We start from the raw sequence: 12,201 nt of genomic DNA, 5'->3' as shown, positions 1-12,201 counted from the left end.
GATGGAGGCCGTGTCGCTGAAGGCGCTCGCGTCGGTATCGCCGCGCGAGTTCGCCGACATCCTGGCCGGGCCGCCCGAGCGCGCCGCCGCGTGGGTCGCGGCGGCGGCCGACAATGGCATCGTCGATGCGCAGGCCGTCTACGGGCAATACCTGCTCGACGGGCATGGCGTCGCGCGCGATCCGGCAGCCGCGTTCAACTGGTTCCGGCACGCCGCGCGGGCCGGCCACGCGATGGCGATGAACATGCTCGGCCGCTGCTACGAGTTCGGCTGGGGCACGGCTGCGTGCGCGCCGGTCGCCGTGTACTGGTACCGGCTCGCCGCGCAAGCGGGGCTCGACTGGGGCATGTACAACTACGCGACGGCGCTCGCGCTCGGCAACGGCGTCGACGAGAACCGCCCTGACGCGCTCGACTGGTTCCGCCGCGCGGCCGCACTCGGCCATGCGAAATCGATCAACCTGATCGGCGGCTTCTACGAGGACGGCTGGGTCGTGTCCATCGACCCAGACGCCGCGTTCGACCACTATCGCCGCGCCGCCGTTGCCGGCGATTTCCGCGGCCAGTTCAACCTTGCGCGGCTGCTTGCCGAGCGCGGGCAGATCGACGAAGCGCTCGCGTGGCTCGCGCGCGTGCCAGCCACCGCTACCCCCGCGTTCGTCGCGAAGATGCACGCGTATCTCGCGTCGTCGCCGATCGATGCGTTTCGTGCGGCGGCGCTGCAGTTGCCACCACAACCGCAGCCACAGCCGCGCTGCATGGAATTCGCATCATGATGCTTCACATCCCCGGCGTGCTGACGAAAGCCCAGGTCGCGCAATGCCGCGACCTGCTCGATGCGGCCGAATGGGTCGACGGCAACGCGACGTCCGGCACGCAATCGGCGCTCGCGAAACGCAACCGGCAATTGCCGGAAGGCGCGCCTGCCGCGCGCGCCGTGGGCGACGCAATCCAGGACGCGCTCGCGCGCCACCCGCTGTTCTTTTCGGCGGCGCTGCCGCTCAAGGTGTTTCCGCCGCTGTTCAATCGCTATGAAGGCGGCGAGACGTTCGGCACGCACGTCGACAACGCGATCCGGCTGCTGCGCGGCACGGATTTCCGCGTGCGCAGCGATCTGTCGGCGACGCTGTTTCTCGAAGAACCCGATGCGTACGACGGCGGCGAGCTGTGTGTCGAGGATACGTACGGCACCCATCGCGCGAAGCTGCCGGCGGGCGACCTCGTGCTGTATCCGGCGTCGAGCCTGCATCACGTGACGCCCGTCACGCGTGGCGAGCGCGTCGCATCGTTCTTCTGGATCCAGAGCATGGTGCGCGACGACGGCGATCGCACGCTGCTGTTTCAGCTCGATACGCAGATCCAGGCGCTTTCCGCCGAAAAAGGTGCGAAGGATCCGATGGTCATTTCGCTGACGGGGATTTATCACAACCTGCTGCGGAAGTGGGCGGATGCGTAACGCGAACGGGTAACGCTGCCCGCCCCCGGGCGCTTGCGCCGTGTCGGATTCCATGACTAAAATGACCATCGTCAAATGACCATGCTCACATCATGATGCCGCACGCTCCCGTATCGAAATCCGAATTCAAGGCTCGCGCACTCGAATACTTCCGGCTCGTCGAGGCGTCGGGCGAAAGCCTGATCGTCACCGATCACGGCAAGCCGACGCTCGAGATCCGGCCATATCACGCGCGCGAAGCTCAGCCGTTGGACATATTGCGCGGCTCGGTCATGCGCTACGACAATCCTCTCGATCCGATTGCGGAAGATGATTGGGAGGCGTCGCGGTGATCGTGCTGGATACACATGCATTGGTGTGGTGGGTGGCGGGCGACCCGTCGCTCAGCAAGAAGGCGAGAAGCGCGATCGATCGCGCCCGGAGCGAAGGCGCGCTCGCCGCATCCTCAATCTCCGCCTGGGAGATTGCGATGTTGGTGCGCAACGACCGCCTCGCACTGACGATGGATGTCGACGCGTGGCTCGCCACCGTCGCGCAGATCGACGGGATGCGCTTCGTGCCGGTCGACGCCGACATCGCCGCGAAATCCACCGACCTGCCCGGCACGTTCCACAAGGATCCGGCCGACCGCATGATCGTCGCGACCGCACGGCGGCTCGGCGCGCCGCTCGTCACGCGGGACGAAAAAATCCGCGCTTACGCGCACGTCAAGACGCTCTGGTAAGCGTCGCCCGCGCGCGAGCCAAACCGCCGCGCATCCCCGGCCGGACTCTGGCATATTGGCGAATCGTCTGACAAAAACGACCTCGGCCGGCCCGCCTCGGCGCCAGCTCGCGGCCCGCAACCGTCATAGCGCCACTTTGTCCGCTATCGTGATATCGCTCTCCGATCCCGTGGTCCGGTCGATCGCCCTGCTGGAGTCGCACGAAGGGTTTGTCGATCTCGCAGGCTTGCATGACCGCATCGCCGTCGATCCCGGCCGCGACGACGTCGCACACTCGAGCCGGCATTTCCTGAAAGTGCGTCGTGGCGTAGCGCAACGGCTGATCGCCGCCGCGCACGCACTGCCCGACGGCCTGCGCCTGTACGTCAAGGAAGGCTATCGCCCGCTGGCCCTGCAGCGCCACTACTTCACCCGGCATCTCGCGCACCTGCGCCGGACGCTGAATCCGCTGCCGGACGAAGACACATTGGTCGCGCTGACGAGCCACTACGTCGCGCCGCCGGAAGTCGCCGCCCATCCGACGGGCGCGGCCGTCGACCTGACACTGATCGCGACGGACGGCGTCGAGCTCGACATGGGCTGCGTGTTGGACGCCACCGACCGGGAATCATCCGGCACGTGCTACACGCACAACCCGTTCATCAGCCGGGCAGCCGACCGCAACCGCCAGGTGCTGATCGCCGCGCTGACGGGCGCCGGCTTCACCAATTACCCGTCGGAATGGTGGCATTGGTCGTTCGGCGACCGCTATTGGGCCGTCATGCACAACCAATCGCACGCAATCTACGGTCCCGTCGAAGAAAGCATGCTCGACGAAGCCACGCGCTGACATTCTTTCCGACGAAACGAGCCCGCCTCGGTAACATCCTCACTTGTCGATCCCTGCCCGCTCCCGCACAATCGCTGCACCTGCATCACTCTCCCCCGCGCCGATGTCCTATGCGTCACTCACCACCGGCGTCCTCCTCGCGGGCGGCCTCGGTCAACGCTTCGACCCGAGCGGCCTGCACAGCAAGCTGCTCGCGCTGCTTCCCGACGGCACGCCGGTTGCGGTCGCGGCCGCCCGCCATCTCGCGGCGGCCACGGCCGACGTGATCGCCGTCGTGCGTCCCGGTGCCGAAAAACTCGCGATGCTGCTGAACGAGGCCGGCTGCCACGTCGTCTACGCGCCCGACGCCATGCGCGGCATGGGCGCGAGCCTCGCGGCCGGCGTACGCGCGACGCCCGACGCGAACGGCTGGCTCGTCGCGCTCGGCGACATGCCGTGGATCGCGGCTTCCACCTACGAAAGCGTCACGCGCGCGCTCGACGCCGACGACGCATCGATCGTCGCACCCGCGCATCGCGGCGTTCGCGGCCATCCGGTCGGTTTCGCCGCGCACCACTTCGATGCGCTCGCCGCCCTCGACGGCGACACCGGCGCCCGCGCGCTGTTCGCCAGCGCACCGGTCAAACTGCTCGACGTCGACGATCCCGGCATCGTGCGCGACGTCGATACGCCGGCGGATTTGCGCTGACCTCGATCCCGCCAGGCGCGCGGTGCAACGCATGGGCCGCTCCGGCGCAGCAGGTGCCCGCACGAAACCCGCAAAACCGCCCATGCGCGGATTGCGCCAACGATAAAGCACCCGCCGCAACAATCCCGCTGCAAACGCGCGCCCGATTGGCTATAACGGAGACGAGGCGCGCCCGCCGCGCCACCGCCGTCACGCACCGCGCGAGTTCTCCATGACCGATCACACGACCCCGACACCCGAGCCACCGGCCGATCCGAACCGCGACCCGGAAGACGACCCGCTGTCGTCACCGCCCGGCCATCACGACAACCCGCAGCAACCGGACGGACCGCCGAGCAAGGATCCGGTCTAGCCGCCGGGTAGCCGCGCCGCGCATTCGCCGCGGGTTCCGGTCATGCGGCGCCCGCGCATGACGTTGCCTAGCGCGCCGTGTACCCGCCGTCGATCGGCAGCGAAACGCCGCTGACCATCGACGCCGCATCACTCAGCAGGAACAGGATCGGTTCGACGACCTCGTCCGGCTCCGCGAATCGCCCGAGCGGAATCGCGGCAAGCATCGGCGCACACTTTTCCGGTTCGCTCCACGCGAACTGCGCCATCGGCGTGAGCGTGACGGTCGGGTTCACGCTGTTCACACGAATGCCGTGCGGCCCGAGTTCGATACACAGCACGCGCGTGATCGCGTCCATCGCCGCCTTCGACGCGCAATAACCCAGATGCGCGGGCAAGCCGACGAGCGCGGCCTGGCTCGATACGTTGACGATGCTGCCCCGCGCCTGCGCTACGCCACGTCCGTCGCGCGCGATCATCTTCCGCGCGACGGCCCGTGCGACGAGCGCCGCGCCACGTGCATTGACGGCCATCACGCGATCGAAATGCGCGGCGCTCACGTCGAGCGCCGGTTCGAGCGACGCGATCCCCGCGCAATTCACGAGGCCGTCGAACGCATCGTGCGCGGCGAGCGCCGCGTCGATCGCATGCTCGTCGCCGCCGACATCGACGCGCAACGTCTCGCACGCGATGTCGCCGGCGAGCGCGTCGAGCGCGGCCATGTCGCGCCCCGCCGCGACGACCTGCGCGCCCGCCTGCGCCAGCGCGACCGCGCACGCGCGCCCGATCCCGCTCGACGCGCCCGTGACGAGCACCCGCGACCCGCCGAAATCGAATCGGCTCTTCATGATGGCGTGTGCAACCCGTGCATGATCGGTTCGAGCGCCGGATACAGCGCCGTATAGAGTGCAAAGCGCGCCGCATACGCGTTCGCGCGCTCGGTATCGGGCCGCGCGCGCTCGACGAGCGTGACCCATCCGCGTTGCGCGTCGTCGTGCGACACGAGCCCCGCCCCGACTCCCGCGAGCAAGGCCGCGCCCATCGCGGCCTCGACGTCCTGCTCGATCGTCCACACCGGGAAGCCCGTCACGTCCGCGATGATCTGCATCCATAGCGCCGAATGCGCGGCCCCGCCAACGACGATCAGCCGGTCGTCGAGCGCCGCCGCGCCGCGGCGGCCGGCCTCGATGTTGTGCCGCAACGCGAACGCGACACCTTCGAGCACCGCGCGATACAGGTGCGCGCGCGTATGCGCGAGACTCAGCCCGACGAATGCGCCGCTCGCCTTCGCGTCCCACACGGGGCTGCGCTCGCCCATCAGGTACGGCAGGAACAGCACGCCGTCCGCGCCCGGCGGCACGCTTTCGGCCGCTTCCTCGAGCAACACGTGCGGATCGCCGTGCGGCAGCAGGCGGGCCGCATCGATTTCCGCGTGACAGAACTGGTCGCGAAACCACGCGACCGACGCCCCTGCGGTAATCGCGCCGCCAAACACGTACAGGTCGCGCTGCCCGTTGAACACGTGCGGCATGCTGACGAGCCCGTGCCGCGCATCGACGTGCGGGCTCACGTAACCCCAGCACATGCTGGTGCCGATCATCGCGACATGCTGCCCCGCGCGCGTCGCGCCGGCCGCGAAAGTCGCGACGGCCGCATCGACGCCGCCCGCGACGACGGGCGTGCCGGCCGGCAGCCCGAGCTGCTCCGTCCATTGCGACAGCAGCCCGCCGACGATGTCCGTCGATTCGACGAGCCGCTCGGGCATCATCGTCGCCGGAATGCCGAGCATGTCGAGCGCATCGTCGGACCACTCGCGGCGCGCGACGTCGTACACGCCGCCGATATTGCCGGCCGAACTGTGATCGACCGCGACTTCGCCGGTCAGCAGGTAGATCACGTAGGCGTTCGGCGGCAGGAAATAGCGCACGTTCGCCCACACGTCCGGCCGCTGGTCGCGCAGCCACAGCATCTTCGTGAAGCCGTAATAGCTGTCGACGCCGTTGCCCGTGATCACGCGCAACCGTTCGACGTTCACGCTCGCATTGACCCAGTCGACTTCCGCGGTCGCGCGCCGGTCCATCCAGATCAGGCATGGATGGAGCGGCCGCATGTCGCTGCCGACCGGAATGCCCGAGCCGCCGTACAGGCTGCTCACGCACACCGCGCGGATCGCATCGGCCGGCACACCCTGCGCGCACGCGTCGCTCACGCAGCCCGCGATGCAGGCGAGCACCGCGTCGAACCACACGTGCGGCCATTGCTCGGCCCACAGCGGGCGCGGCGTATCGGGCTGGTAGCCGGCCGAGCGCCGCGCGACGATCGTGCCGTGCCGGTCGACGAGCAGCGCCTTGGTGCTCTGCGTACCGATGTCGACGCCTATGACGTATTCCATGATGTCTCCGGTGAGGCGCACGCCGGCCGTCAGCGGGCCGGTTTCAGCAGCACCTTGATCGATTCGGGTGATTTCGCGACGCGGATCGCGTCGTCCCATTCCTCGAGCGCGAAATCGTGCGTGACGATGCCTTTCGACGTGACGAGCCCGCGTGCGAGCAGGTCGATCGCGATCGGGTAGCAGTAAGGCCCCAGGTGCGCGCCGCGCACGTCGAGTTCCTTGCGGTCGCCGATGATCGACCAGTCGACGGTCGCATCCTCGCCGAACACGCTGAATTCGACGAAGCGGCCGAGCTTGCGGATCAGGTCGAGCCCCTGGCTCACGCCGACCGGCGCGCCGGTCGTCTCGATGTAGACGTCGCAGCCGTAGCCGTCGGTGAGCGACCTGACGATCTCGCGCGCGTCGTCGCGCTTCGGGTTGATCGTCACGTCGGCACCGTATTGCCGCGCGAGTTCGAGCCGTTCGTCGATCAGGTCGATCACGACGAGCTTCTTCGGCGTCTTCAGGTGCGCGACCTGCGTCATCATCAGCCCGAGCGGGCCCGCTCCGGCGATCACGACCACATCGTCGAGCTGCAGGTCGCCGCGATTCACCGTGTGGATCGCGCATGACAGCGGCTCGATGATCGCGGCGTCTTCAAGCGACACGCCGAGCGGGATCTTGTGGACGAGCGCAGTCGGCGGAATGCGCATGTATTCGGCCATCCCGCCGTCGGCCACGTCGCGCTGGAAGCCGAAGATGTTGTGCACTTCGCACATCCAGTATTGCCCCGACCTGCAATAGCGGCACTTGCCGCACGGCACGATCTGCTCGGCGATCACGCGGTCGCCCACCGTCACGCCGAAATGCTCGGCCGCGCCGTCGCCAAGTGCCTCGACATGGCCGAAGAATTCGTGGCCGGGAATCACGGGCGCCTTGACCCACGGGCTCGGGCCGCCCCAGAACATCTTCGCGCCCGTGTAGCACTTGCAGTCGCTTGCGCAGATGCCGCACGCGGCGATGCGGATCACGAGTTCGTTCGCGCCGGGGCGCGGCTTCGCGACCTGTTCGACGCGATAGTCCTCGGGGCCGTGGCAGACGACCGCGGTCATCCGCGGCGGGGCTTCGGGTGTCGTCATGGGTTGCCTCTTTCTCTTTTGTTGATGATCTGGATGACTGATTAATCGATCGTTACCGCGACCGTTCGCGGCTGATGTAGATCGCGAGCAGGATGATTCCGCCCTTGATCACGTTCTGCACATACGGGTTCACGCCGATCATGTTCAGCCCGTTGTTGAGCACGCCGAGCAGCAGCGCACCGACCAGCGTGCCAAGGATCGCGCCGCGCCCGCCCGAGATCGACGTGCCGCCCATCACGACGGCCGCGATCGCGTCGAGCTCGAAGCCGACGCCCGCGTTCGGTTGCCCGCTCATCAGCCGCCCGGTCAGCACGATCGCGGCGAGCGCCGACGTGAGCCCGGCCAGCATGTAGACGATCAGCTTCACGCGCGCGACACGCACGCCGGTGAGCCGCGTCGCCTGCTCGTTGCCGCCGATTGCATACACGTAACGGCCGAACGGCATCCGGTCGAGCAGCAGCCACGCGATTGCGTACACCACCAGCATGATCAGCACGGGCGCCTGGATGCCGAGCACCTTGCCGCTGCCGAAGAACGCGACCCAGTCGGGCAAGCCGTCGATCGGATAGCCGCCCGTGTAGATCAACGCCAGGCCGCGCGCGATGCCCATCGTCGCGAGCGTGACGATGATCGGCGGCATCCCCGCGAACGCGACGAACACGCCGTTCAGGAAACCGAAACCGAGGCCGACCGCGATGCCGATCGCGAGCGCGCCCACCGCGTTCACGCCCGCGACCATCAGCCCGGTTGCCAGCGTGCCCGACAGCGCCATCACCGAGCCGACCGACAGGTCGATTCCGCCGGTCAGGATCACGCAGGTCATGCCGACCGCGATGATCGCGTTGATCGACACCTGGCGCAGCACGTTTTCGAGGTTCGCGGCAGACAGGAAGCTCGGGCTCGCGATCATCATCGCGATGCACACGACGATCAGGCCGACGAGCGGATAGAACAGCGTCGAGCGTCGCAACTGCGCCCACATCGCGCGTGGCGGCGGTGCGTCGCCGTTTCCGGCGGCGGCCGCGAGCGTCGTGGAAGGCGTGGAAGAAGAATCAGGCAGGTTCATGGGTCGCTCCTCGCGTGCCGGCCGTGGCATAGGTCATGACCGTGTCGGGATCGATCTCGTCGCCTTCGAGCGTCGCCTCGATGCGGCCCTGGCGGAACACGGCGACGCGATCGCACATGCCGACGATTTCCGGCAATTCGGACGAGATCATGATGATGGCGTAGCCGCGCGCGGTGAGTTCGCGCATCAGCCCGTAGATTTCCGCTTTCGCGCCGACGTCGATGCCGCGCGTCGGCTCGTCGAAGATCAGCACCGACGTGTGGTGGTTCAGCCAGCGCGCGATCACGACCTTCTGCTGGTTGCCGCCGGACAATGTCGCGACCTCGGTGTGGATCGACGGTGCCTTCACGCCGACGCGCCGCATCACGTCGTGCGTCGCGCGCGCTTCGCCGCGACGGTCGATCAGCCAGCGCATCGACCGGTACTTGCCGAGGTTGTTCAGCGAGATGTTGTCGCGGATCGAGAACGACGTGACGAGCCCTTCCGTCTTGCGGCTTTCGGGCAGGATGCCGATACCCGCGCGCAGTGCGTCGGCTGGATCGGCGAGCGTCGCGGCCGCGCCGCGCACGCGCAGGTCCTTGCGATACGCACGCGTCGCGCCGATCACCGCGAGCGCGGTTTCGGTGCGGCCCGAGCCGACCAGCCCGGCGAAGCCGAGAATTTCGCCGGCATGCAGCGCGAAGCGGTTCACGGGCCCGTCGCGCTCGATCTGCAGCGCATCGACCTCCAGCACCCGCGGCGCATCGGCCACGCGCGCAGGCTTCGGCGGAAAGCTGCTTTCGATCCGGCGGCCGACCATCATCCGCACGAGCTGCTCGACGTCCGTGTGAGCGACATCGGTCGTCGCCACGTACTGGCCGTCGCGCAGCACCGTGATGCGGTCGCACACCGCGAAAATCTCCTCGAGGTGATGCGAGATGAAGATCATCGCGACGCCCTGCCGCTTCAGCTCGCGCATGATCGCGAACAGGTGCCCGGCCTCGGCCGGCGTGAGCGTGGCGGTCGGTTCGTCGAGGATCAGGATGCGCGCGTCGAGCGACAGCGCCTTGCCGATCTCGACGAACTGCTGCTGCGCGACCGACAGCGCGCGGATCGGCGCATCGAGATCGATCGCCACCCCGAGCCGCGCGAAGATCGCGGCCGCCGCATGGCGCATCCGCTTGCGGTCGCGGGCGCCCCAGCGGTTGCGCAGCTCGCGGCCGAGGAACAGGTTGTCGACGGCGTCGAGGTGCGGAATCAGGCTGAACTCCTGGAACACGATGCCGACACCCGCCGCAACCGCGTCGTGATAATCCGCGAAATGACGCACCGCGCCGTCGATCTCGATCGTGCCAGTATCCGGCTGATGAATGCCGCACAGAATCTTCATCAGCGTCGACTTGCCCGCGCCGTTCTCGCCGAGCAGCGCGTGAATCTCGCCGCGCGCAATCTCCAGGTGAATGCCGGACAGCGCCTTCACACCCGGAAAGCGCTTCGTGATGTGGCTGAGCCTGAGTATCGTGTCCATCGGCTTCTCCGTGCGAAAGGCGCCAGCCGGGCCGCCGCCCTTCGCGTCGCATTGCACCTCGTTCACCAGCTGAAGCCCTTCGCGTTGCCGCGATCGACCACCTTCACATCGACCGGGATCGCCTTCGGCACCGTCGCGCCCCACTTCCGCGCGATCGCAATGCCGAGCGCGATACGCACCTGGTCGGCCGGGAACTGCGCGGTCGTCTCGATGAACTTCGAGTTCGGCTTCTGGATCGCGGCGATCGCCTCGGGCGCGCCGTCGACGCTCGTCAGCTTGATGTCCTTGCCCGAACTCTCGATCGCGGCGAGCGCGCCCATCGCGCCGCCGTCGTTCACGCTGAAGATGCCCTTCAGCTTCGGGTGCGCGGAAATCAGGTTCTCGGTTACCGACAGCGCGGTCGCGCGCTCCTGCTTGCCGTTTTGCGTATCGACCAGCTTCACGTTCGGGTATTTCGCGAGCCCCGCCTTGCAGCCGCGCACGCGTTCGAGAATCGGCACGACCGGAATGCCGTCGAGAATCGCCACCTCGCCGCTGCCGCCGAGCGCTTTCGCGAGGTAGTCGCACGACATCAGGCCCGCGTCGTAGTTCTTCGAGCCGACGAACGAATCGACCGGGCCGTTCGCGTTCGCATCGACGGCCACGACCACCGCGCCGGCCTTCTTCGCCTGTGTGATCGCCGACTGGATGCCGGTCGAATCGGTCGGGTTCACGAGCAGGATGTCGATCTTCTTCTGCAGCATGTCCTCGACGTCGCTCACCTGCTTGCTGACGTCGTGATGCGCGTCGGTGACGAAAACCTGCGCGCCGATCGACGCAGCCGCGTCGTTCAGCGCCTTCTGCATCGTCACGAAATACGGGTTGTTCAGTTCCTGGAACGTCATGCCGATCCGCAGCGGTGCCGCCTGCGCGGCCGTGACGGGCAGCAAGGCCGCGACGGCGAGCGCGGCAACGGCCGCCATGCGGGCGGCGCGACGAGGGGATGAAGCGGGCGATGCATGCGTCATGACGGTGTCTCCGAAATTGTGTGCAGCTTTTTCGTGGGTGAGTGAGCCCCTCGCGACGTGAGCGGCGCGATCGGCTGGGTAAAACGGTGGGGAAAGTCAGGCGGGCCGCGGCCCCGCGATCATCCGGGGTGCGGCGCGAGTTCGGGTACGCCGGGCGTCACGACACGCGGCGGCAGCGGATTGCCGGTGGGCGCCGCGTGCAGCGCCAGCTCGCGGCTGCGCGCGTTCAAGCGCTGCAGTGCGCGGAATTCGGACGGCGCCATCCCCTTCACCGCGCGAAACTGGCGGTTGAAGTTCGACACGTTGTTGAAGCCGGCCTGGAAGCAGATATCGGTGATGTTCGCGTCGTCGGCGAGCAGCATCTGGCATGCTGATTCAATCCGCAGACGATTCACGTACTGGACGAACGGCATGCCCGTCTGGCGGTGGAACGCACGCGAGAACGCGCTGACGCTCTGCCCGGTCAATTGCGCGAGATCGGATTCGCGCAGCTCGGACGCGAGGTTCTTGCCGATGTACGACAGCGCATGGCTGAGCCGCGTCGGCGTGACATCGGCCTGGTCGTACGCGGGGCTCGCGAGCAGCGTGCGTTCGGCCGCCCCGCACAGCCGCTCGAGGATCGTCATGAACAGCGCGATGCGGCGCATGCCGCGCGCTGTCAGCAATTCGTCGAACAGCGGCGCAATCGCGGCGCTGGTGGCCGCGTCGAAGCCGACCCCGCGCCGCGCATCGTCGAGCAACGCCTGCGCGTCGCGGCATTCGGGAAACGCGTCCATGCAGCGGCGCACGAACGCCGGGTCGAACTGGATCACGAGATTGCGGCGCTCGACGGTTTCGCCCTCGGCCATGTCGCTGACCCAGTTGTGCGGCAGATTCGGGCCGAGCAGCACGAGATGGCCGGGGCCGAACGAGCCGATGTGGTCGCCGACGAAATACTTGCCGCGCGTCGCGACGATCAGGTGCAGCTCGAATTCGGGATGGAAGTGCCAGCGGATCGTGCGATACGGATAGCCGTGCGACCAGACCTTGAACGACTCGTCGCGTCGCACTTCGACCACTTCCAGATCGGGGTGCATCATGTTGGC

14 protein-coding genes are annotated in these 12,201 nt (G+C 67.7%); 7 read left to right on the top strand and 7 right to left on the bottom strand.

The genetic code is table 11. The features are described 5' to 3' along the window. Window position 1 precedes the first annotated feature (1 nt). The 7 genes from ACPTTF_RS21590 to ACPTTF_RS21560 all read left to right on the top strand — a co-directional run bounded on the left by ACPTTF_RS21590 (window position 2) and on the right by ACPTTF_RS21560 (window position 4,048). Window positions 2–775: a tetratricopeptide repeat protein gene (locus ACPTTF_RS21590; RefSeq protein ID WP_423368117.1), complete on the top strand. Its 774-nt coding sequence runs from the start codon at window positions 2–4 to the stop codon at window positions 773–775. Continuing rightward, on the top strand, window positions 772–1,455 hold the full coding sequence (locus ACPTTF_RS21585; protein WP_206123042.1) for a Fe2+-dependent dioxygenase: 684 nt from the start codon (window positions 772–774) through the stop codon (window positions 1,453–1,455). The genes ACPTTF_RS21590 and ACPTTF_RS21585 overlap by 4 nt, the downstream gene beginning before the upstream one ends. 92 nt (window positions 1,456–1,547) lie before the next feature. Continuing rightward, window positions 1,548–1,787: a type II toxin-antitoxin system Phd/YefM family antitoxin gene (locus ACPTTF_RS21580; RefSeq protein WP_011659184.1), complete on the top strand. Its 240-nt coding sequence runs from the start codon at window positions 1,548–1,550 to the stop codon at window positions 1,785–1,787. Further along, complete coding sequence (locus ACPTTF_RS21575) at window positions 1,784–2,179, top strand: PIN domain-containing protein (RefSeq protein ID WP_166962194.1); 396 nt, start codon at window positions 1,784–1,786, stop codon at window positions 2,177–2,179. The genes ACPTTF_RS21580 and ACPTTF_RS21575 overlap by 4 nt, the downstream gene beginning before the upstream one ends. Before the next feature lie 226 nt (window positions 2,180–2,405). After that, window positions 2,406–3,008, top strand: coding sequence for a M15 family metallopeptidase (locus ACPTTF_RS21570; RefSeq protein ID WP_423368116.1), 603 nt, complete (start codon window positions 2,406–2,408; stop codon window positions 3,006–3,008). A gap of 103 nt (window positions 3,009–3,111) precedes the next feature. After that, the gene (locus ACPTTF_RS21565; RefSeq protein ID WP_423368115.1) at window positions 3,112–3,696 is read left to right on the top strand and encodes a nucleotidyltransferase family protein; all 585 of its coding nucleotides are present in this window, start codon (window positions 3,112–3,114) and stop codon (window positions 3,694–3,696) included. Between the two features lie 211 nt (window positions 3,697–3,907). Continuing rightward, complete coding sequence (locus ACPTTF_RS21560) at window positions 3,908–4,048, top strand: hypothetical protein (RefSeq protein WP_021158153.1); 141 nt, start codon at window positions 3,908–3,910, stop codon at window positions 4,046–4,048. 67 nt (window positions 4,049–4,115) lie between these two features. On the opposite strand, the gene ACPTTF_RS21555 is transcribed toward ACPTTF_RS21560, so the two are convergent. From ACPTTF_RS21555 to ACPTTF_RS21525, 7 genes are all read right to left on the bottom strand, one after another. Continuing rightward, complete coding sequence (locus ACPTTF_RS21555) at window positions 4,116–4,874, bottom strand: SDR family oxidoreductase (RefSeq protein ID WP_423368114.1); 759 nt, start codon at window positions 4,872–4,874, stop codon at window positions 4,116–4,118. Continuing rightward, complete coding sequence (locus ACPTTF_RS21550) at window positions 4,871–6,418, bottom strand: FGGY-family carbohydrate kinase (RefSeq protein ID WP_423368113.1); 1,548 nt, start codon at window positions 6,416–6,418, stop codon at window positions 4,871–4,873. Before ACPTTF_RS21550 ends, ACPTTF_RS21555 begins: the two co-directional genes overlap by 4 nt. 29 nt (window positions 6,419–6,447) lie before the next feature. Then, window positions 6,448–7,536 carry an alcohol dehydrogenase catalytic domain-containing protein gene (locus ACPTTF_RS21545; RefSeq protein WP_423368112.1) on the bottom strand — a complete coding sequence of 363 codons (1,089 nt, stop codon included), beginning with the start codon at window positions 7,534–7,536 and terminating at the stop codon, window positions 6,448–6,450. A 52-nt stretch (window positions 7,537–7,588) separates the two neighbouring features. Next, window positions 7,589–8,602, bottom strand: a complete 1,014-nt coding sequence (locus ACPTTF_RS21540; protein WP_423368111.1) for an ABC transporter permease — start codon at window positions 8,600–8,602, stop codon at window positions 7,589–7,591. Continuing rightward, window positions 8,589–10,109, bottom strand: a complete 1,521-nt coding sequence (locus ACPTTF_RS21535) for a sugar ABC transporter ATP-binding protein (RefSeq protein WP_423368110.1) — start codon at window positions 10,107–10,109, stop codon at window positions 8,589–8,591. The genes ACPTTF_RS21540 and ACPTTF_RS21535 overlap by 14 nt, the downstream gene beginning before the upstream one ends. Before the next feature lie 62 nt (window positions 10,110–10,171). Continuing rightward, complete coding sequence (locus tag ACPTTF_RS21530; protein WP_423368109.1) at window positions 10,172–11,116, bottom strand: substrate-binding domain-containing protein; 945 nt, start codon at window positions 11,114–11,116, stop codon at window positions 10,172–10,174. 119 nt (window positions 11,117–11,235) lie between these two features. Continuing rightward, on the bottom strand, window positions 11,236–12,195 hold the full coding sequence (locus tag ACPTTF_RS21525; protein ID WP_423368108.1) for an AraC family transcriptional regulator: 960 nt from the start codon (window positions 12,193–12,195) through the stop codon (window positions 11,236–11,238). Between the last annotated feature and the right edge of the window lie 6 nt (window positions 12,196–12,201).

Source organism: Burkholderia crassaminum (assembly GCF_964265005.1).
GTDB lineage: Bacteria > Pseudomonadota > Gammaproteobacteria > Burkholderiales > Burkholderiaceae > Burkholderia.
This window is presented reverse-complemented; position numbering and strand designations above follow the sequence as displayed.